This is a genomic window from Pseudomonas sp. FP1154 (genome assembly GCF_030687245.1).
Lineage (GTDB): Bacteria > Pseudomonadota > Gammaproteobacteria > Pseudomonadales > Pseudomonadaceae > Aquipseudomonas > Aquipseudomonas rhizophila.
The window spans coordinates 807,511-828,412 of sequence record NZ_CP117465.1; the positions used below are offsets into that span (position 1 = coordinate 807,511).

A 20,902-nucleotide genomic window follows, 5' to 3' on the forward strand; every position below is an offset into this window, starting at 1 on the left:
CGTGCGCCTATATCCTCAACTCTCCCTGCAGCGCTTCGCCGCGCTTTTGTTCATCACCGTTCTGGCCCTGTCCGGCTGCCAGACGACACCCCAAAAAGGTCTTACCCCGGCGCAAGTCGCCGTGCTCAAACAACAAGGGTTCGAATTGACCGATGAGGGATGGGCTTTCGGCCTGTCCGGCAAAGTACTGTTTGGCAGCGATGTGGAAACCCTCAACCCGGCCAGTACCGAGATTGTCGAGCGAATCGGCAAGGCTCTGCTGGGGGCCGGAATCGAGCGGGTGCGGATCGATGGTCATACCGACGCATCAGGCTCGCAAACCTATAACGAACAACTGTCGATACGTCGGGCCTACAGCGTGAGCAAGGTATTGATTGGCGTGGGCATGCGCGAAGAAAACGTTCAAACACGGGGGCTGGGCAGTAGCAGGCCAGTCGCCTCCAACGACACGGTCGAGGGGCGCACCGAAAACCGTCGCGTCGCCATCGTGGTCATCGCCGACTAGTCGGCGAATACCATCTCTCGGCTCTCGCCCATCAACAATGGCTGATTCTGTTCAGTCACTTCGCGGATGTAATCCCACAACAGCGTGATGCGTTTGAGCTTCCTCAAATCCTCCCGGCAGTACATCCAGAATTTTCAAGGAATTCAGGTTAACCCAATGAATACGGGGCTTAACCGAGATGAACCTCACTTTACCGCGACCTGCTGTCACAACCACTGTCACAAGTCTCCTCGCATCTCAGAGGCCTGCCACAAGGCTCGCTATGCCATATCACTACAGGCGTAACGGTATCTACTACCTGCGTTTGAGGGCGACAGGTAGCACCACTGAGTCCACTTCTGTTTCCCTCAGGACCAGCAACAGAAGGGCCGCACTGGGTGCTTCAGATCAGCTATCGGGCTTAATCAGGGCGTTCCACTTGGAGGCGCTCTGTGCTGCACTGTGCTATGCGTACCCTCCACCCCCTGACTGACACCCTCCCTAGGCCACAGCGCACAGGAGAAATGCCGGTGGCTACCGTGCCTCAGGGAGGGGTACAGACCTTGGTCGAGCACTCACCTAGCGGCATCTGTCTTTTTGCAACCTAGCCCGCGCACCATACTTCCCTACAGCATTTAGCCTTGGATGTCAGATTTTGAAAGGCTTGGGTATAAGTGGATTTCAAAGGGGCTTATGGCCGATAGAGAAAGGCCATTAACTGCCATTTGTGACCGGTAGAAATTAGCAGGAAACTACATTCTCGGACGACTCTTTTCGGCTAAGAATGCCGGGAATAGATGCGCCTGATGTTGAGGGGGAGATTGCTAATAGTTAGGTAACTTTTTTGCTTGAGATTTTTTCATTAATTTCATTTATTAAACTTTCATGCAGCTTGGTAATTACGGCAGGAAGATCACTGCTAAAATAGTAGGTCATATATCCGCGTGCGATAGCATGGGATAGGCCAATTCTCTTTTGGGACGGAGATAAGTTTGGCGTGCCAGGCCGGTAGTTGAAGGGATCGCTGGAGTATGTTTCTTCGTCTTTTTCCGACCTGTCGCTGCTTAACTCGGGAACGTCCCAGCCAACGTTTATTTCCTCAACTAGAGTTTTGCAGTGGGAGATAAAACTGGCAATTTCGCTAGCAATAACTGCGTCACCCACCTCGGCGATGCTAAGCGTCGAGAGCTGCTCAAGATGCTTTTCAAATAGCGACATGCTTCTTCTGATGTCTGCAGCCTTAAACCCATAGCTAGACCAATGCTGATCGGAGCTTCCAAGGTTGCGCGGAAATATTGATGCCGACTTCCCTTTATCCAGTCCCCCGACAGCATGGTCACGGATGTAGACAAGATAAGAGTAAGTTTTTTCTATCAAGCTTTTAAGGTTGGTGAATACTCTTGCATGGTCAGTGGCTTCTTTCTCTCGTTGCGCATTAATGGTTCTTCGATGAGTGCTTGTAGCAATCATGGAGGAAGCGATGATTGCCTCAATGCTCCCAACCGCTTGAACCCACGCAGGCCAATTGCTTACCTCAGCCCATACGAAAATTGCACCAATCGGAGCCGAAAATAGGCAGAAAACAAAAACGTAGCGATCCATTCGGGCGATTATTTGTCTGTTTTGATTCATAGAACCTGCATGTCTTTTATTTCGAGAGCACACATTCTGTGAGCAACCTTGGGTTGGATGGTCTAAGTTGGAGCAATGTGCTAGTGATTAGATTGATTTAGATGCTTGATGTTTGGGAGGCTGAGTTCACTCTTCTTGATCTGAGGGAGCTACGTCTCCAGTATTGTCATCAAGAATATAGTCTATTGTCTCCCTGATTTCTTTTGTTGCATTTACTATCCTGATTTTTTTGTATGCAATTAAGCCCATGCGCCGGATAGGGGTGGCTAATAAAGCATTAAGAAAGCTATGCGTTGATGAGTCTACATCTACGAAATCTAATAGTAGTGATTTTCCTTCCGAAAGCGCAGGAATGATATGTTTGTCTCGATAGTTGATGGCTTCCGATTTCAGATCAGCATTTTTTCCAAAGTAGTTGTACATACCAACATACAGTTGCTGCATAGTTGCGGCGTTGGTTCTTGCAGCGATTTCTGCCTTCGCATGATCGCGAAACTCACTCATCATCGCATCTAAGGCAATCTCAGTTCCTCGATCAAGCCGGACTGTTACTAGTACAAATGTCCCCGGCCAGTTCGCGTCTAAGGTTTTTGCCGTAGTATCTGTCGGTGAGATATGTACAGCACCGTTGCCGGATATGATGTGCATGTCTCCGCGTAGTTTCTTTAGGATGTTCGACGAAATAAACAAGCCCATGCCAGCATTGTTTCGCGTCGCATATGGGTCTTTCGTGGTGAAAGTTCCTGATATTTCTGGCTGGATAGCCAGTCGGATAGCCTCTTCGTCAGTAGAAATACCTGGATAAGCCTTGCTGATATGGTTTTTTACGCCAATCCCGATATCACCAACAATAAAGTGCAGTTCGTTTACTTTTTCGTACCACGTGAACTGTAGTAGTGATGGCGTGGGGTATCTTTTTCCTCGCCAATGGAAATCTGATATGCCATGCTCATGTACGTTATATAAAAGCTCGGATATCACATATCGGAGTGTCTTTTGATATTCGACTCCGAAGTTTAAGGTGAAGTCGTCTAGAGATTTTAGCGCGGCTTTAAAGTCATCGGAGTTTCTAATGGCAAAAAGAGGTTTGTGTTCATTTGAATTGAAGTTTATTTGCGGGTTCGTACAGACTGCAAACAACCCTTGCGCACCTAGCATTCTCCAGACCCTACTACCGTTCGGATCATCTTCGTTGTCCAATAGAACTGACACAGTACAACCTTGCTGCTTGAGTCTCCAACAATATAAAATTAATAAAGATACGGCCTGATAGTTGGCGCTGCTGCACGAACGAAAGTCTATTTCAACCGGAATGTTGCGTAGATTCCAATTAAAAACTGATAGGACGTGATCGAAGTGCTTGATTTCGCTCCGGTTGAAAGTGAACTCGCTAGGCAATACGAGAGTGACCTTGGAGTCCTTCTTGAATTTTCTCTTAATTCCGTATAACTGATCACGCATCGATTTCATGACGGCTCTCTCATTTATCTGCGCAATGAATGTACCCAGAATCTAATGATCAGCGCAATGGCCTCTTGCCATCTTGGTGTCGTAGAGGGCTGCAATGTGAACTAGGATTCCCGTATGACCACTCGAGGACGATGCCCATGGCAGATAACCTGGATTGCAGGATGGCCACTGCCGACGCACTGACATTGCTTCTGCACCACCAGCACGCCTTGGGTGCTGCCATGGAAGAGATTACAAGTGGCTCTCAGAGAATGGTGTAGGGAGTGTTGCGGCTAACGCTACAGCAGTCATGGAAACGCTGGGTACGAATGCCCGAGGAATTACTGACGCCATTATGCGACTACGGCAGTCGTAGGCCCGGAATCTGGCTATCCACCGTGTCACCTTTCGATTCCTTGGTTTACTCCTTGTCGCTATTGGAGTTAGTCAGGGTGGTCCTCTGGGAGAAACCTTTGGGGATGTCGTCTGCGTTCTACTCGGTGGCTGTACTGAGTGAGTTTGTGATACGGGTGGCCCTGTGCCAACGCTCCTCAATGAGGTAGCCTTCTCCATCAATAATCCCACGGAAGGCACAGCCGCTTATGGCATTCCCTACTGATTTTGCTGCACTTACAGCCTTCCTTCAGACTCCTTGGGGAACGGCAGTCCTATTACCTATTGGCTACGGCGTCTGCCGATTTCTCGAATACGCAGTAAAACGGAAACTGGAGGGGAAGCCCGAGAGCGAAAAGTTGGACCAATACCATAAGCTGGTCGATCTTCAGGAAAAACTGAACAAGACCGGGAAAACCATGGCCGACCTTGATGCTCTACGGGCGCACGCATTTGGTGATGTTGCAGATAACGCTATTCAAATTGCGCAAACATTCACGACCCGGGCTCAAAAATTAGTGTCTGATTATGAAGCTGTGAGTAAGAAGCATAAATACACACATGGTGAGTACACGGACGAACTATCCCAGGCTGAACTGAATGAGCTGTCCAAGCAGAAGGCGGCACAGGCGGATGATGAGCTTGCAACGATAGTAGGCATAAAACTCAGTGGTCTGGACCAGCAAGCGACTCAAGCATTGCTTCAGTCTCAAGCTGCTTGGGAAACCTTTAGGCTCATGGAAGCTTCAAGGGAGTCCCAGCAATGGGAAGGCGGGTCGATCAGGCCGTTAATGGCGAACTCAAAGTACGAGGCGATAACGCGAGAACGTATCGCAGCGCTTTCGTCCGAAGACGGCGTTGAACCCTCAGATATCGTCGTGGTGCACCCCAAGACGCCTCGTAACCTGTTCGATCGTATTGAATGCTCAGTCCCTCGTGAAAAAGTTACAGAATGGTTAGGCCCGCCGAGTTACGAGTTTGGTAACAGTTGCTTGTACCGTTATGAGGAAACACAGGTAGAAATTTCGTTCAATGACAACGATGCAGTAAAGGAGGTGGTCGTAGCCTTAATCCAAGGAGAAATATACGAAGGCCTGTCCCCTGCTTTCGCTGTCTCGGTACCGCTTGGCATTATGACCTTGCAGGACGTTCTTGATGTCGCTGACTACTCAACAGTCGAACACTTCTTCAGTGCAAGGACCGAGGAAATATACGTAAAGGGGCGAATGGGGCCAAGTGGTGCGTGGACACCTTTTTGCTTCGGCGCGCTCAAGGTGTTTAGTGGCGCCGGGTTACTTCAGTCCACTGATTTTGAGTGGGACTCAGAGTCGGGCACATTGGTGACGGACCCAAAGGATGTCTTAATTAACTGGATGGCGTTCGGGGCTGAAGAGACGACTGCTTTTAGTTGGTTCATAAAATAAACAACTTTTCCCTTGAGAATTTGGGGCAAAATCTGAATGACCACCTCAATCCGGGTGCGTCCGCACGTACCCCCGTGGGTGCCTTCGCGTGGGCCTTATTGCGTGCCCATGCGCGACTCTGGATGGGGACTATGAGTCCTCTCTTAAGTGTTACAAGTCATGTATCAACCACTGACACAAACCGTTGGCAAACACCTGCTGACCTCGTTACGATCCGGCTACCTGATTCCTTGAAAAATCTGTCAATCGGCGAATACCATCTCTCGGCTCTCGCCCATCAACAATGGCTGATTCTGCTCAGTCACTTCGCGGATGTAATCCCACAACAGCGTGATGCGTTTGAGCTTCCTCAAATCCTCCCGGCAGTACATCCAGAACTGCCGGGTGACGGTGATTTCCTCCGGCAGCACCGGCAGCAGGCGCGGATCCTGGGCGGCGAGGAAGCACGGCAGGATCGCCAATGATCGTCCTTGCTGCGCTGCCACGAACTGCGCAATCACGCTGGTGCTGCGCAGGTGAGCATGGGCGCCCGGCAATACATTCGCCAGATAGAGCAGCTCGGAACTGAACGCCAGATCATCCACGTAGCTGATGAACGAATGCTTGCTCAGGTCCGCCGGTCGGTGGATGGGAGGATGGCTGTCCAGGTATGGCTGGGTGGCGTAGAGCTGCAGTCGGTAGTCGCATAGTTTGCAGCACACATACGGGCCATGTTCGGGGCGTTCGAGGGCGATGACGATGTCGGCTTCGCGCTTGGAAAGGCTGATGAAGTGCGGCAGCGGCAGGATGTCCACGGAAATGGCCGGGTAGGCATCGACGAAATGACTCAGTTGCGGCGTGATGAAGAAGCTGCCGAAGCCCTCGGTACAGCCCATGCGCACGTGGCCGGACAACGCCACCCCAGAGCCTGACACCTGTTCGCAGGCCATGTGCAGGGTGCTTTCGATCGATTCGGCGTAACCCAGCAGACGCTGGCCTTCGGCGGTCAGGACAAAACCGTTGGTCCGGGATTTTTCGAACAGCAGCGTCCCCAATGACGTTTCCAGCGAGCTGATGCGTCGCGACACCGTGGTGTAGTCGACGGCCAGGCGCTTGGCCGCCGTGCTGGCCTTGCGGGTGCGGGCCACTTCGAGGAAAAACTTGAGGTCGTCCCAATTCAGCGACCCCAGGGAGGTGATGTTTTTTTGCATGATGGACCGGTTTTTATGTGCGTTCTTATTAGAAGTTTGCACATCTATACTCCAAAAACCGTCTCATCACCAAGGTGTCTGTCTATGCACCTTGATCTGTGCTGAACCAGCGCTCTCTATAAGAACAAGTCCCGGAGGCCAGCATGAACGTTTCCCTTACGCCCAGCGACACTGCCCTGCAAACCGTAAAATTGTTGATCGACGGCGAGTGGGTTGAATCCCAGTCCAGCGAATGGCACGACATCGTCAACCCGGCCACCCAGCAGGTACTGGCGAAAGTCCCGTTCGCCACGGCGTCGGAAGTCGATGCCGCCATTGCCGCCGCCCAGCGTGCTTTCCAGACCTGGAAGCTGACCCCCATCGGTGCGCGGATGCGCATCATGCTCAAGCTCCAGGCGCTGATTCGCGAGCACTCCAAACGCATCGCCGCCGTACTGAGCGCCGAGCAGGGCAAGACTATCGCTGATGCCGAGGGCGATATTTTCCGTGGCCTGGAAGTGGTCGAACACGCCTGTTCCATCGGCACCCTGCAAATGGGCGAGTTTGCCGAGAACGTTGCCGGCGGCGTCGATACCTACACGTTGCGCCAACCGATTGGTGTGTGCGCGGGCATTACCCCGTTCAATTTCCCGGCGATGATTCCGCTGTGGATGTTCCCGATGGCCATCGCCTGCGGTAACACCTTCGTGCTCAAACCGTCGGAGCAGGACCCGCTGTCGACCATGCTGCTGGTGGAGCTGGCCATCGAGGCTGGCGTGCCGGCGGGCGTGCTCAACGTGGTGCATGGCGGCAAGGATGTGGTGGATGCCCTCTGCACCCACAAGGACATCAAGGCGGTTTCCTTTGTCGGCTCAACGGCGGTCGGCACTCACGTGTATGACCTGGCGGGTCGGCATGGCAAGCGCGTGCAATCGATGATGGGCGCCAAGAACCATGCGGTGGTGTTGCCTGATGCCAATCGCGAACAGACCCTCAATGCTTTGGTCGGCGCCGGTTTCGGGGCGGCGGGCCAGCGTTGCATGGCCACTTCGGTGGTGGTCATGGTGGGCGCGGCCAAACAATGGCTGCCCGAGCTCAAGGCTCTGGCGCAGAAGCTCAAGGTCAACGCCGGCAGTGAGCCGGGCACGGATGTCGGCCCGGTCATTTCCAAGCGGGCCAAGGCGCGGATTCTTGAATTGATCGAGAGTGGCGTACAGGAAGGGGCCAAGCTGGAACTTGATGGCCGTGACATCAGCGTGCCGGGTTTCGAGCAAGGCAACTTCGTCGGCCCGACCCTGTTTTCCGGCGTGACTACCAGGATGCGTATTTACACCGAAGAAATCTTCGGCCCGGTGTTGGTGGTGCTGGAAGTCGACACCCTTGATCAGGCAATCGCCCTGGTCAATGCCAACCCGTTTGGCAACGGCACCGGCCTGTTCACGCAAAGCGGGGCGGCGGCGCGTAAATTCCAGAGCGAAATCGACGTCGGTCAGGTGGGGATCAACATCCCGATTCCGGTACCTGTGCCGTTTTTCAGCTTCACCGGCTCCCGTGGTTCGAAGCTTGGCGACCTGGGCCCATACGGCAAACAAGTGGTGCAGTTCTACACTCAGACCAAGACCGTTACCGCACGCTGGTTCGATGATGACAGCGTCAATGACGGTGTGAACACCACCATCAATCTGCGTTAAGGAGCCGGACATGAAGATCGCATTTATCGGTCTGGGCAACATGGGCGCCCCCATGGCGCGCAATCTGCTCAAGGCCGGCCACTCGCTGAACCTGTTCGACCTGAACCAGACGGTGCTGGCTGAACTGGCCACATTGGGCGGCACCATCAGCGCCTCACCTCGCGATGCGGCCCAGGGCGTGGCCCTGGTGATCACCATGTTGCCGGCTGCTGCTCATGTACGCAGTGTCTGGCTGGGTGACGACGGTGTACTGGCCGGCATCGCCGCCGGTACGCCCGCGGTGGATTGCAGCACCATCGACCCGCAGACCGCTCGCGATGTTGCCGCCGCAGCCGCCAAACAAGGCGTAGCAATGGCCGACGCGCCAGTCTCCGGCGGCACCGGTGGCGCAGCGGCCGGCACGTTGACCTTCATGGTGGGTGCCACCGCTGAATTGTTCGCCACCCTGCAACCGGTGCTGGCGCAGATGGGCCGTAATATCGTGCATTGCGGCGACGTCGGCACCGGGCAGATCGCCAAGATCTGCAACAACCTGCTGTTGGGGATTTCCATGGTAGGCGTCAGCGAAGCCATGGCCCTGGGCGATGCCCTGGGGATCGATACGCAGGTACTGGCCGGGATCATCAACAGCTCAACAGGCCGTTGCTGGAGTTCAGACACCTACAACCCGTGGCCTGGCGTGATCGAAACAGCACCGGCGTCCCGTGGCTACACCGGGGGCTTTGGTGCCGAGCTGATGCTCAAGGACCTGGGCCTGGCTACCGAAGCGGCGCGGCAGGTTCATCAGCCGGTGGTGCTAGGCGCGGTTGCGCAGCAGTTGTACCAGGCGATGAGTCAGCGGGGCGAGGGCGGCAAGGATTTTTCGGCGATTGTTAACAGCTATCGCAAGCCGCAATAAGAGCTGGGGCACCGACGCCACAGAGCCTGTGCAATTTGGAAAGCTGTTTTCCGAGAGACCATGTCGGGTGGTCTCTCGGTTTTTTGTTTCAGGCGAAGACGAAGTATTTACGCACGGTCTCGACCACTTCCCACGTGCCTTTCATGCCAGGCTCGATGACGAAGATGTCACCGGCCCGCAGATGGATCGGCTCCATGCCATCGGGGGTGATGATGCAGTAGCCTTCCTGGAAATGGCAGTACTCCCACTTCACATAGTCGACGCGCCACTTGCCCGGTGTACAGATCCAGGTGCCCATGATCTTGCTGCCGTCTTCGCTGGTGTAGGCGTTGAGGTTGACGGTGTGCGGATCGCCTTCGAGTTTTTCCCATTTGCAGGCATCGAGTACGGGCAGCGGATGGGTATCGCGCAGGACGGTGATGGGGGCGGTCATGTGAACTCCGAAAGGGACAGAAGAGAGCAGGCACCCTAACGCGCGACATGATCGGGCAGATGCCTGTGCTCGACACCGGCCTATCCAGAAGCGCGCATCAGCGAGCGGTCAGGTGCGTGGCAAGGGCTTTGGCGTAGGCGGGCAAGTTGTCGAAGCGGCGGGCGCACAGCCGCAGTGAGCGTTGAGCCCAGGCCTCTTGCAGCGAGACCCATTGCCAGGAAGGTTCGGGCGGGCGCCGCGCGATCGCGGCCTTTGGCACGATGGCAATGCCCGCACCATGAGCGACCATGCGAATCACGCCATCAAAACCGTCGGCGCGAATGCGAATGTGCATGCGTCGTCCGGTGTGCAGCGCCTGTTCTTCGAGGTAAATCGCCAGCGCACTGGAAGCGTTCAGGCCTACATAATCATGGCCGAGGGTCTCATTGAAGTTCAGCGGACGACCGTCAGCCAGGGGATGTTCCGAGGGCAGGATCAATACCAGCGGATCATCGCGGAAGGGCCGGGTTTCAAGGCCGGCGATGTCCACCGCGTCGGAGATGATACCCAGGTCCGCCGCACCCTGACGCAGCGCATGGGTGATCCGTGAACTGGGCAATTCCTGCAGATCGATGTCGAGGTTGGAATGGGCCTTGAGAAAGTCGGCCAGCAATTCCGGCAGGTATTCGGTCATGGCGCTGGTGTTGCACAACAACCGCACCCGGCCTTTGACGCCGCGGGCGTATTCGCCGAGGTCCTGTTGCAGGTGTTCGGCATGTTGCAGCAACACCCGGGCATGTTGCGCCAGTGCCTGGCCGGCCGATGTGGGTGTTACACCGCGCCGCCCGCGTTCGAGCAACTCGATCCCCAGGGAGGCCTCCATGGCCCGGACCCGGGCACTGGCCGCTGCCAGGGACAGATGGCTGCGGGCAGCGCCGGCAGTGATGTTGCCGGTGTCGAGGATGTGCAGGTAGAGGCGCAGGTCGGTGAGGTCGAAGTGCATGGGGGATGTGATCCTGTGCCGGGTTCTGGGGTGTCTGGAACATTGTCATCGCGAGCAGGCTCGCTCCCACGAGAACAATGCAGGATCCAAGGTGGGAGCGAGCCTGCTCGCGATGGCGTCTACAGCCTCAGCAAATTCTTCAGCCTCTTGCTCGGCCAGAGGCTATCTCAGTATATGGCAGATTCAAAACCCGACCGCCAGGGCCCACGATAGCCCCATGAACACACTCATGGCTTTCTATCAAAATCTTGGCCCTGCCCTTTCTTTTCTGGTCATAGGCACTTTCCTGCTGGCCGGCACCATCAAGGGTGTGATCGGCCTCGGCCTGCCGACCATTTCCATGGGCCTGCTCGGCCTGGCTATGGCTCCGACACAGGCTGCGGCGTTGCTCGTCATCCCGGCCACGCTGACCAATATCTGGCAACTGACCTTTGGCGGTCATCTGCAAACCCTGATCAGGCGCTTGTGGCCACTGTTGCTGGCGATTTGCATCGGCACCGCTCTGGGCACGTTGTGGTTCGATACGGTGGGGGGACCTTGGGCGGTGCGAGCATTGGGTGGCGCGTTATTGCTGTACGCGCTGAGCGGGCTGTTGCTGCCGACATTGCGGGTCGCTGCCAGTGTTGAGCCGTGGGCAGCGCCGTTGTGCGGTCTGCTCACTGGCCTCATCACTTGTGCGACGGGTGTGTTCGTCATCCCGGCGGTGCCGTACCTGCAAGCGTTGGGCTTGAGCAAGGACGAACTGGTGCAGGCGTTGGGGTTGTCATTCACGGTTTCGACACTGGCCCTGGCGGCCGGCCTGCTGTGGCGCGGCGCCTTGGGCGGTGGCGAATTAAGTGCTTCGGTGCTGGCCCTGGCGCCAGCGCTGTTGGGGATGTGGCTGGGGCAATGGCTGCGTCAGCGCATCAGCGCCGTGCTGTTCAGGCGGGTGTTTTTCATTGGCCTCGCTGTGCTCGGCGGCCATTTGCTGATCAGCGGCTAGCCGAGGACGGGCTGAGCATGTCGACGCGGCGGATCTCGAAATCGCGCTCCAGGTATTCCATGCGCTGCTCAAAAAACTGCTTCATGTGCGGCAGGTTCGAATGCACGTCCAGATGAGCGTGGGATTGCCAGATTTCATAGAAGATAAACAGGGTCGGGTCTTGCCGGTCTCGCAGCATGTGATATTCGATGCAACCGGGTTCGGCACGGCTCGGTTCCACGTAGGCACGAAACAGCGTTTCGAAGGCTTCGGCTTTTTCCGGACGGGTCTTGGCGTGCAGGATGAAACCGTGCAATTCGCTCATCGGAGAGGCTCCTGAATAAAAGTATGCGAATGCTACGGCAAGAATTGGCTACCTATTCGTGCGTATAGGTCAAATCAGTTTTGCCGTTGCAGTGCTTACTCCGCCGCAAGCTCATCGGTACTCTGCCGCCATCATTTTCAATCTTTCCATTGGGTGACCGTTCAACCGTGTCCCCTGGAATCCGATGAGGCTCTCCATGAAAAAAGTCCTGCTGCTCAACGGTGGTAAACAATTCGCTCACTCCGACGGTCGCTATAACGCCACCCTCCATGATGCGGCGGTCAGCGTGTTGGACCGTGGCGGGTTCGATGTGAAAACCACGTTCATCGACGGTGGTTACGACATCAAGGAAGAAGTTGCCAAATTCCTCTGGGCCGACGTGATCATTTACCAGATGCCAGGCTGGTGGATGGGCGCGCCGTGGACCGTCAAGAAATACGTCGATGAGGTCTTCACCGAAGGCCATGGCAGCCTCTATGCCAGCGACGGCCGCACCCGCTCCGATGCTTCGCAGAAATACGGCAGCGGTGGTTTGTTGCAGGGCAAGCAATACATGTTGTCGCTGACCTGGAACGCCCCGCAGCAAGCCTTCGATGACCCGACCGACTTCTTTGAAGCCAAGGGTGTGGACGCTGTGTACTTTCCGTTCCACAAGGCCAACCAGTTCCTGGGCATGAGCGGATTGCCAACCTTCCTGTCTGTGGACGTGATGAAACGCCCGAATATCGAGGCCGATGTGGCGCGTTATGAGCAGCACTTGATTGAGGTGTTCGGCCTGAAGGCGTGACCTTTCTTTTGTCACGTATCCCGATACTATCCTGGGGCTCGGGTCCGCTTTGCGGCCCGGCGGGGATAGATTCCCTCGCCACAAGAGAGCGCAGTCGACAGGGGGATACGTGAAAGCCAGATCCGACGAATTGCAGATTTTCGTCTGCGTGATCGAGTGCGGGTCGATATCCGCCGCCGCCGAGCAGGTCGGGCAGACGCCGTCTGCGGTCAGTCGTACCTTGTCGCGCCTGGAAGCCAAGCTCGATACCACGCTGATCAACCGCACCACGCGGCGCATGGACCTGACCGAAGAGGGCAAGTATTTCTTCGAGCAGGCCAAGGGCATTCTCGACCAGATGGATGAGCTGGAGGAGCGCCTGTCGTCTCGCCAGAAAAACCCGGCGGGGCGGTTGCGGATCAATGCGGCTTCGCCTTTCATGTTGCACGCTATCGTGCCGCATATCGAAGAGTTCCGCGGGCTCTACCCGGATATCCAGCTCGAACTCAACAGCAACGACCTGATCATCGATTTGCTCGAGCAAAGTACCGACATAGCGATCCGCATCGGCACCCTCAGCGACTCGACGCTACATGCCCGATCCCTGGGGTGCAGTCCGCTGCATATCCTGGCCAGCCCGGCCTATCTGAAGCAGCACGGTACACCTGCCACTGTCGCCGAACTCGCCCGGCATGCACTGTTGGGGTTTGCCCAGAATGAGGGCCTCAATCAGTGGCCGCTGCGCCACGAGCACGGTGATCGTTGGCCGATCCAGCCTGCCATCAGCGCGTCCAGTGGCGAAACCGTGCGTCACTTGGCGCTGCAAGGGCAGGGCATAGCGTGCCTGTCGGACTTCATGACCCGTGAAGACATCCGTGCCGGCCAGCTCAAGGTGCTGCTGGCCGATGCCAACAGCGGATATCGCCAACCGATCAACGCGGTGTATTACCGCAACTCCCAACTGGCCCTGAGGATCCAGTGCTTTCTGGACTTTATCCAGGGCAAGCTCGCCGAATACGCCTCGCGGGAATTCAAAGGCTGATTCGTGGCTTCAAGGCGAGTGTGGTTTGGGTTCGGGGGCTGGCCGATGCGCGCGTACGTCGGTGAGCGGCTGTGAAGCGGCGCTCGTTTGTCGTCAGCCGCGCAGATGAGTCAGCGGCAGTTCGGTGCTGTTGAGCACCTGGTTCAACACGAAGCTGGACCGCACACTGGTGACCCCGTCAATCCGGGTCAGATGCCCCAGCAGCAGTTTCTGATAATGGTCCATGTCCGGCACCACGACCTTGAGCTGGTAATCCGCATCCATGCCGGTCACCAGGCTGCATTCCAACACCTGGGGCAAATTGCGGATAGCGGCTTCGAAGTTCTCGAAACGTTCAGGGGTGTGGCGGTCCATGCCGATGAGCACGTAGGCCGTCAGGCTCAGGCCGAGCATTTTGCGGTCGAGCAGGGCGACCTGACGGGTAATGTAGCCGTCGTCTTCCAATTGCTTGACCCGCCGCGAGCAGGGGGACGGCGACAGGCCGATGCGTTCGGCCAGCTCCTGATTGGAGATGCGCGCGTCGCGCTGCAATTCCGCCAGAATGCTCAGGTCGTAACGGTCGAGTTTGCTCATTGGTCGGGCCTTTGTCTGGATAATTGCTGGATATTATCTATCGCAGGTAAAAAATTGCGCAAGTGATGTTTATTTACGCAATCTTCGCAATCATTCGTCGGTGCTCCGAGCCTATTCTTATCACCAAGATCACTGCTCGGACAAACAGTCCAGTGCGGCCCGCCTAATCCGGCCGGCCGCGGTCGCAGCACCCACCGGTGTCTGGCAGACCCCCGAGCTGCACACTGTCCAGAAGACGGCGTGAGGTGAGCCGACGTCAAAAGCGTCGCGCACGGACGAAGTTCTCAAGGGGAGGCCGACGGGCCTCCCTTTTTTATGCCTGCGAAATAATGGCGGCGACTGATAATCTGTCGCAGAACCGGCCTAGGCTTTTCCAGTCTCATTCATCAGGCCCTGAACCGTTGTGAGGAATTTCATGAAGTCGCGCATCTGGCGTTTGGCAGGTGTTGGTCTGTTGTGGGCAAGTGTCAGTGCGCAGGGAGTGGCCGACGATCAGCAAAATCGTGGCGGCCCGGACGGGCGAGGTGGCAATGGCCAGGGTTATTCAGGCCAACCCCGGCCACAGAGCAACGAGATCATTCGCGGCGACAACAGCCGCCAGTTTGAGGTCCAGCCTCACGCTCAAGGCGGCCAGCCCTACAACCGCCCGCCGCAAGACCCCAATGGTCGTCCGCCGCAGCCACCGGGTAACAGCCTGCCGATCCAGGGCCGCCCCGACAGCGTGACCCAGACCCAGGAGCCGAGGCCGGGTTACTACCGCGATATTCCGCGCCGCAGTGATGGTTATCCGAGCGGTGGGCCACGCCCCAGCCATGACTCTCGCCCTGATCAGCACTGGTCCGGTCGGCCGGACGGTCATGGCAACGGCTGGGGGCCGGGGCCGCAATATCGTCCTGGGTATGTAATCGATCGTTTTCCGGATCGTCACTACCGCGTGCCTTACCGTGGCCATGACTATTTTTATTCGGGCGGTTACTGGTATCGCCCCCAAGGGCCGCGCTATATCGTGATTGAGCCGCCGCGCGGAATCCGTACCCGTTATCTGCCCGATTATGCCCGGGAAGTCTGGATCGGCGGCTCGCTGTTTTTCCTCGCCGCCGGTGCCTATTACATCTACGAAGCCAACACCCGGGACTACGTCGTCGTTGACGCGCCGGTGAGCAACCCGCAGCCCCAGCCCCAAGGCAACAGCTACGATGTGGTGGCTTATCCAGCCAACGGCCAGTCTCCCGAGCAGGTCAATCAGGATGGCTACGAATGCTATCGCTGGGCGGTGCAGCAGAGCGGTTTCGATCCGCGCAACTACACCTACCCGCCCGCGCCGCAAGTGGTACAGACCTATCGTCAGGCCCAAGGGAGTTGCTTGAGCAGTCGTGGGTATCAGGTGACGTACTGATCACTCGAAAGAAAAACACTCCCCTGTGGCGAGGGAGCTTGCTCCCGCTCGGTTGCGCAGCGACCGTAAAATCTTGGGCCTGCTGCGCAGGCCAGCGGGAGCAAGCTCCCTCGCCACGGGGTTCTGTGTTCGGCGTCAGGCGCTGGTGCGCTTCACCACTTCCGACGGATCGGCATGCACCAACACTTCCGCCTTCGGATAGGCGCGGTGTATGGCATCGGCGGCCTGGTCGCTGATGCCGTGGGCTACTGACAGGGTCAGTTCTCCCGGCAGTTCCAGATGCAGTTGCACGAACCAATGGTTACCTGAGATCCGCGTGCGCAGATCGTGGGCACCCAGTACCCCGGGCACCGCGCAGGCCAGTTCCAGCATGCGCTGGCTGACGTCGGGCGGCAGTTCCTCATCCATCAATACCGCGAAGCTTTCCCGGGCGATCTGGATCGCGCTCCACAGGATGTAGACGGCGATGCCCAGGCCGAACCAGGCATCCAGTTGATGCCAGCCCAACCCGGCCAGCACCAGGGCGACCAAGATGCTGCCGTTGAGCAACAGATCCGAGCGATAGTGCAGCGAGTCAGCGCGCACGGCGTTGGAGCCGGTGGCGCGGACGACCCGATGTTGCAGCGCCAACAAGGCCAGGGTCAGCCCCAGGGAGAATACGATCACGCCGACACTGAGCCAGGCCGCTTCCACCGGGACCGGGTTTTTCAGACGCTCAAACGCCTGTAGCGCAATCAACACGGCACTGCCGCCGATGAACAATGCCTGGGCCATGCCGGCCAGGGACTCGGCTTTGCCGTGGCCGTAACGATGGTCCTCGTCGGCGGGGCGCAATGCGTAATGCACCGCCAGCAGGTTGAGCAGCGACGTGACGCCGTCCAGCGCCGAGTCGGTCAGGCCGGCGAGCATGCTCACCGAGCCGCTCAGCCACCAGGCCAGTGCCTTGGCAATGACCAGAATAAGCGCCACGGCCACCGAAGCACGGGTGGCCAGACGCAGCAGACGGGCATGTTCGGTGCTGGTGGTCATGGCGCGGTCGTTCCTTCAATAGCGCCCATCACGCGGCCGGTTTAAGCCCGAGGGCGGCCAGTTGCTGGGCGTTGCCCTTGCTTTGGATCAAACGTGGGTCGTCCAGGGGGAAGCTGCGGCCCAGTTCGCTCTCCAAAATCGCTTGCAGCTTTTGGTTGTTGACGCTGCCGTCGGCGTTGATCGCCGGCTTGAGTTTTTCTGGCTCGATCTGGACGCTTCTGCCGGGCTCGAAATAAATCGCCCCGGTGGCGAAGTCCACGGCGAACGCGATCAGGCCGGGGATGATGTAGAACAGCAGGCCGACGGCGTCCAGCGCGGCAATCGCCGGGTCGATCTTGCCGTCGATCTGGCCGCGACGGTCGGGGTAGAAGATCGAGCCGCAGGCGCTGATCTGGGTCAGCAGGGAGGCGACCAGAACGCCGCCGATCACGCGAAAGGGAATACGCATAGCAATCTCCTGAGCAGGTAAAGGCGTTGCTGGTTGGAGTCCAGACCACGCTAAACAGTTCGCCGTTATACTCGGCCCTCTGTTTTGGAGCCAGCATGATTTCTTTGCCGATTGATGAAGTTTTACCTGCCCTGCGTCAAGCCTTGGCGTCGCGTCACGAAGCCGTGCTCGAAGCGCCGCCCGGCGCTGGTAAAACCACCCGCGTCCCCTTGGCCCTGTTGAATGAGTCCTGGCTGGCCGGGCAGACGATTCTGATGCTTGAGCCCCGGCGCCTGGCGGCACGGGCGGCGGCCGAGCGACTGGCCAGCGAGCTGGGGGAAAAGGTCGGTGAAACCGTCGGCTACCGAATTCGTCTCGACAGCAAGGTGGGCCCCAAGACCCGCATTGAAGTGGTCACCGAAGGCATCCTCACCAGGCGCTTGCAGGACGACCCGGCGCTGGAGGGCGTGGGCCTGCTGATTTTTGATGAATTCCACGAACGCAGTCTCGACGCCGACCTGGCCCTGGCCTTGAGTCTCAATGGCCGCGAGCTGTTTCGCGACGACCAGCCGCTGAAAATCCTCCTGATGTCCGCGACGCTGGAAGGCGAGCGTCTGGCCGGGTTGTTGGACGACGCGCCGATCCTGCGCAGTGAGGGGCGCATGTTCCCGGTGACGGTGCGCTGGGGCCGGCCGTTCCAGCCCGGCGAGTTCATCGAGCCGCGCCTGGTGCAGACCGTGCTCGAAGCGCTGCACGATGAAACCGGCAGCGTACTGGTGTTCTTGCCCGGGCAAGCGGAGATCCGCCGGGTTCATCAGCAACTGGCCGATGCCTTGGGTGAAGGCGGCAATGTGCTGCTTTGTCCGTTGCATGGCGAGCTGGACCTCGCCGCCCAACGCGCGGCCATCGACCCGGCGCCGCCCGGCCAGCGCAAAGTGGTGCTGGCCACCAACATCGCCGAAACCAGCCTGACCATCAATGGCGTGCGGGTGGTGATCGATGCCGGATTGGCGCGAGTGCCACGTTTCGATCCGGGCAGCGGCATGACCCGCCTCGACACCCAGCGGATTTCCCGGGCCAGCGCCACTCAGCGGGCCGGGCGGGCCGGGCGTCTGGAACCGGGGGTGTGCTATCGGTTGTGGTCCGAAGACCAGCACGAACAACTGGCCGCTTATGGCAGCGCAGAGATTCTTTCGGCGGACCTGGCCGGGCTGGCTCTGCAATTGGGGCGTTGGGGCGTGACGCCGCAGCAATTGGTCTGGCTCGACATCCCGCCCACCGCCGCTTATGCCCAGGCGCAGGAGCTGCTGCAACGCCTGGGCGCGCTGGACGGCGAGCAACTGACCCGTCATGGCCAAGCCATGGCCGAACTGCCGGCTCACCCGCGCATCGCGCATTTGCTGCTGCGGGGGCAGTCGCTGGGGCTGGCGGACATGGCGTGCAACGTCGCGGCGCTGTTGGGTGAGCGAGACATTCTGCGCGGCGCCGGGGCGGACCTGCACACGCGCCTGGCGTTGCTGTCCGGTGAAGAGCGGGCGGCCCGTGGCGCCCAGGGCGGGGTACAGCGGGCGCGGCAACTGGCCCGGCAATATCGCGGTTACCTGCGGGGCAAGGCCGAAGACGCCGTCGCCGACCCCGAACATCCGCGCTGGCTGGGCGCTTTACTGGCGTTGGCCTACCCGGATCGCGTCGCTCAACAGCGGCGGCCCGGCGGGGCGGAGTATCGCCTGGCCAACGGCCGTGCAGCGTTGTTTGCCGAAGCGGACAGCCTGATGAAACAGCCGTGGCTGGTGATCGCCGACCTGGGCAGCCGTCAGGGGCAGCGGGAAGAACGGATCTACCTGGCGACGGACTTCGATCCGGCGCTGTTTGATTCGGTGCTGGCCGAACAGGTGCGCACGGTGGATCAACTGGATTGGGACGAGCGTGAGGGCGTGCTGCGGGCCGAGCGCCAGCGCAAGGTCGGCGAACTGGTGCTCAGCCGTGAGCCACTGACCGGGCTGGATGAGTCGGCGCGCAGCCAGGCGCTGGTGAACCTGGTACGGCGCAAGGGACTGGAGTTGCTGCCCTGGACGCCGGAGCTGCGGCAATGGCAGGCGCGGGTGGCACTGTTGCGCCGGCTCGATCTGGAGGCCAAGAGCGAGAGTGATTGGCCAGATGTCAGCGACGGGGCGCTACTGAACACGCTTGAGCAATGGTTGATGCCGTACCTGGGACGCGTGTCACGCCTCAGCCATTTCGCCAACCTGGACCTGTCGAGTATCGTCCACAACCTGCTGCCCTGGCCCTTGCCGCAACGGCTGGATGAATGGGCACCCCATCATCTGAGCGTGCCCTCGGGCTCGTCGATTCGCCTGGACTACAGCGAACACCCGCCGATTCTCGCGGTACGCTTGCAGGAACTGTTCGGCCTGGCCGACACCCCACGCATTGCCGGCGGCCGACAGGTCGTCAAACTGCACCTGTTGTCACCGGCGCGGCGACCGGTGCAGGTGACCCAGGATCTGGCGAATTTCTGGCGCAGCACCTATGCCGAAGTGAAGAAAGACCTCAAGGGACGTTATCCCAAGCATTACTGGCCGGACGATCCGCTGGTGGCCGAAGCCACGGCCCGGATCAAACCCCGCAAGTGATAAACCGCCGGTTTGGCCCGCCAGCACGGGGGCGCAAATGGTAGATTCACCGACCCATCAACTGCTTTATACGCAGTCCCGGTTACTTGGCTTCAGATTCGGAACAGTTCATGGCAAAGAAACCAGCAGCGCCCACCTCCCAGGCACCGATGACCTTGGCCACCAGGGGTTCGAGCCTGACGTTGATCGATGTGGCAAAGATTGCAGGCGTCTCGCCAATGACCGTTTCCAGGGCTTTGCATCGCCCGGAACTGGTGAGCGAGAACACGCGGGAGAAGGTCCGCGAAGCGGTGCGCCAATCGGGCTATGTGCCGAACATGCTGGCGGGTAGCCTGGCGAGCAACAAAAGTCGTCTGGTGGCGATTTTCCTTCCAACCATCGCTAACTCCATTTTTGCAGACACCGTGCAATCGCTGATGGACCGCCTGACCCAAGCGGGCTATCAAACCCTGCTCGGTCTGACCGGCTACAGCGCGGAGCAGGAAGAGAAACTGCTTGAAGCCGTACTCGGTCGTCGTCCGGACGGCATCGTATTGACCGGTACGCTCCATACCGAATCAAGTCGCTTGCGACTCGCCCAGGCGGGAATTCCCGTGGTCGAGGCCTGGGATCTGAGTGAAGACCCTTTGGACATGCTGGTTGGCTTCTCCCATGAAAAAGTCGGGCAAGAGACCGCGCGACATTTGCTTGAAAAGGGTTACCAGCGCTTTTCCGTGGTGACCATCAGCGACCCGCGTGGCCTGCGTCGCTGCAACAGTCTTATCGCCGAGCTGCAGCGCCAGGGCATTGAAGAGGTGCCCATGGAAGTCCTGGCGCCCCCCGCCACGCTGGAGGTGGGGCGCGAGGGGCTGCGGCGGCTGCTGGATCTGCCGGTGCGCCCCGACATCGTGGTGTGCAGCTCCGATACCGTGGCTCAAGGTGTGTTGGCGCAAGCCGCCAGCCTTGGCTTGAAGGTGCCCGCTGAGCTGGCCGTCATGGGCTTCGGGGATCTCAGCAGCGCGGCGCAGGTTTACCCGGCACTGTCGACCGTCAGCGTCGATGGCGGCAAGATTGGCCTGCAAGTGGCTGAGGCACTGCTTGAACGATTCGACAATCCCGGCGCCCATCTCAAACCCGTGCGAATTGACACCGGCTTCACGTTCATCGACCGCGCCAGTACCTGAGCCTGGCAGTCGATTTTCCGGGGATTTACGGG

19 protein-coding genes and 2 pseudogenes are annotated in these 20,902 nt (G+C 58.5%); 11 read left to right on the forward strand and 10 right to left on the reverse strand.

What is annotated here, in order from left to right:
* The first annotated feature begins 1 nt into the window (after position 1).
* Positions 2 to 505: an OmpA family protein gene (locus PSH91_RS03525; RefSeq protein WP_107322984.1), complete on the forward strand. Its 504-nt coding sequence runs from the start codon at positions 2 to 4 to the stop codon at positions 503 to 505.
* On the opposite strand, the pseudogene PSH91_RS03530 reads toward PSH91_RS03525, so the two are convergent.
* From PSH91_RS03530 to PSH91_RS03540, 3 genes and pseudogenes are all read right to left on the reverse strand, one after another.
* Positions 502 to 639, reverse strand: a pseudogene (locus PSH91_RS03530) (LysR family transcriptional regulator); the annotation flags it as partial. The gene PSH91_RS03525 and the pseudogene PSH91_RS03530 overlap by 4 nt on opposite strands.
* A 676-nt stretch (positions 640 to 1,315) precedes the next feature.
* Entirely contained in the window at positions 1,316 to 2,086 is a 771-nt protein-coding gene (locus PSH91_RS03535) for a hypothetical protein (RefSeq protein WP_305467307.1), read from the reverse strand.
* Between the two features lie 156 nt (positions 2,087 to 2,242).
* Entirely contained in the window at positions 2,243 to 3,586 is a 1,344-nt protein-coding gene (locus tag PSH91_RS03540; RefSeq protein WP_305467309.1) for an STAS-like domain-containing protein, read from the reverse strand.
* Positions 3,587 to 3,723: 137 nt separating this feature from the next.
* Here PSH91_RS03540 and PSH91_RS03545 point away from each other — a divergent pair.
* Positions 3,724 to 3,941 (forward strand): annotated as a pseudogene (locus tag PSH91_RS03545) (hypothetical protein).
* A 226-nt stretch (positions 3,942 to 4,167) separates the two neighbouring features.
* Complete coding sequence (locus PSH91_RS03550) at positions 4,168 to 5,382, forward strand: lysozyme inhibitor LprI family protein (RefSeq protein WP_305467311.1); 1,215 nt, start codon at positions 4,168 to 4,170, stop codon at positions 5,380 to 5,382.
* A gap of 242 nt (positions 5,383 to 5,624) precedes the next feature.
* On the opposite strand, the gene PSH91_RS03555 is transcribed toward PSH91_RS03550, so the two are convergent.
* On the reverse strand, positions 5,625 to 6,572 hold the full coding sequence (locus PSH91_RS03555; RefSeq protein WP_107322983.1) for a LysR family transcriptional regulator: 948 nt from the start codon (positions 6,570 to 6,572) through the stop codon (positions 5,625 to 5,627).
* A 143-nt stretch (positions 6,573 to 6,715) separates the two neighbouring features.
* On the opposite strand from PSH91_RS03555, the gene PSH91_RS03560 reads away from it, so the two are divergent.
* The gene (locus PSH91_RS03560) at positions 6,716 to 8,242 is read left to right on the forward strand and encodes a CoA-acylating methylmalonate-semialdehyde dehydrogenase (RefSeq protein ID WP_047229525.1); all 1,527 of its coding nucleotides are present in this window, start codon (positions 6,716 to 6,718) and stop codon (positions 8,240 to 8,242) included.
* A gap of 10 nt (positions 8,243 to 8,252) precedes the next feature.
* Positions 8,253 to 9,140 carry a 3-hydroxyisobutyrate dehydrogenase gene (mmsB, locus tag PSH91_RS03565; protein ID WP_047229526.1) on the forward strand — a complete coding sequence of 296 codons (888 nt, stop codon included), beginning with the start codon at positions 8,253 to 8,255 and terminating at the stop codon, positions 9,138 to 9,140.
* Between the two features lie 88 nt (positions 9,141 to 9,228).
* Here mmsB and PSH91_RS03570 read toward each other — a convergent pair whose 3' ends face one another.
* Positions 9,229 to 9,573: a cupin domain-containing protein gene (locus PSH91_RS03570; protein ID WP_047229527.1), complete on the reverse strand. Its 345-nt coding sequence runs from the start codon at positions 9,571 to 9,573 to the stop codon at positions 9,229 to 9,231.
* A gap of 97 nt (positions 9,574 to 9,670) precedes the next feature.
* On the reverse strand, positions 9,671 to 10,555 hold the full coding sequence (locus PSH91_RS03575) for a LysR substrate-binding domain-containing protein (protein WP_047229528.1): 885 nt from the start codon (positions 10,553 to 10,555) through the stop codon (positions 9,671 to 9,673).
* Positions 10,556 to 10,772: 217 nt separating this feature from the next.
* On the opposite strand from PSH91_RS03575, the gene PSH91_RS03580 reads away from it, so the two are divergent.
* Positions 10,773 to 11,537, forward strand: a complete 765-nt coding sequence (locus PSH91_RS03580) for a sulfite exporter TauE/SafE family protein (protein WP_305467316.1) — start codon at positions 10,773 to 10,775, stop codon at positions 11,535 to 11,537.
* On the opposite strand, the gene PSH91_RS03585 is transcribed toward PSH91_RS03580, so the two are convergent.
* Positions 11,527 to 11,841, reverse strand: coding sequence for a putative quinol monooxygenase (locus PSH91_RS03585; protein ID WP_305467317.1), 315 nt, complete (start codon positions 11,839 to 11,841; stop codon positions 11,527 to 11,529). The genes PSH91_RS03580 and PSH91_RS03585 overlap by 11 nt on opposite strands.
* 196 nt (positions 11,842 to 12,037) lie before the next feature.
* On the opposite strand from PSH91_RS03585, the gene PSH91_RS03590 reads away from it, so the two are divergent.
* Positions 12,038 to 12,628, forward strand: coding sequence for an NAD(P)H-dependent oxidoreductase (locus PSH91_RS03590; protein ID WP_047229531.1), 591 nt, complete (start codon positions 12,038 to 12,040; stop codon positions 12,626 to 12,628).
* A gap of 109 nt (positions 12,629 to 12,737) precedes the next feature.
* On the forward strand, positions 12,738 to 13,649 hold the full coding sequence (locus PSH91_RS03595) for a LysR family transcriptional regulator (RefSeq protein ID WP_076386452.1): 912 nt from the start codon (positions 12,738 to 12,740) through the stop codon (positions 13,647 to 13,649).
* 93 nt (positions 13,650 to 13,742) lie between these two features.
* Here the strand turns inward: PSH91_RS03595 and PSH91_RS03600 are convergent, their stop codons facing one another.
* Positions 13,743 to 14,222 (reverse strand): Lrp/AsnC family transcriptional regulator, encoded by a 480-nt coding sequence (locus PSH91_RS03600; protein WP_047229533.1) that lies wholly within the window; start codon positions 14,220 to 14,222, stop codon positions 13,743 to 13,745.
* Between the two features lie 415 nt (positions 14,223 to 14,637).
* Between PSH91_RS03600 and PSH91_RS03605 the strand changes: the two genes are divergently transcribed.
* On the forward strand, positions 14,638 to 15,618 hold the full coding sequence (locus tag PSH91_RS03605) for a DUF6515 family protein (protein WP_047229534.1): 981 nt from the start codon (positions 14,638 to 14,640) through the stop codon (positions 15,616 to 15,618).
* 135 nt (positions 15,619 to 15,753) lie between these two features.
* Here the strand turns inward: PSH91_RS03605 and PSH91_RS03610 are convergent, their stop codons facing one another.
* Together PSH91_RS03610 and PSH91_RS03615 are read right to left on the reverse strand one after the other, a co-directional pair.
* Positions 15,754 to 16,647 carry a cation diffusion facilitator family transporter gene (locus tag PSH91_RS03610; RefSeq protein WP_047229535.1) on the reverse strand — a complete coding sequence of 298 codons (894 nt, stop codon included), beginning with the start codon at positions 16,645 to 16,647 and terminating at the stop codon, positions 15,754 to 15,756.
* A 28-nt stretch (positions 16,648 to 16,675) separates the two neighbouring features.
* Entirely contained in the window at positions 16,676 to 17,095 is a 420-nt protein-coding gene (locus tag PSH91_RS03615) for a hypothetical protein (protein WP_047229536.1), read from the reverse strand.
* A gap of 95 nt (positions 17,096 to 17,190) precedes the next feature.
* Between PSH91_RS03615 and hrpB the strand changes: the two genes are divergently transcribed.
* A complete protein-coding gene (gene hrpB / locus PSH91_RS03620) occupies positions 17,191 to 19,707 on the forward strand; it encodes an ATP-dependent helicase HrpB (protein WP_076386450.1) in 2,517 nt (838 codons plus the stop codon).
* 110 nt (positions 19,708 to 19,817) lie between these two features.
* Positions 19,818 to 20,870 carry a LacI family DNA-binding transcriptional regulator gene (locus tag PSH91_RS03625; protein WP_139051216.1) on the forward strand — a complete coding sequence of 351 codons (1,053 nt, stop codon included), beginning with the start codon at positions 19,818 to 19,820 and terminating at the stop codon, positions 20,868 to 20,870.
* Positions 20,871 to 20,902: the final 32 nt, after the last annotated feature.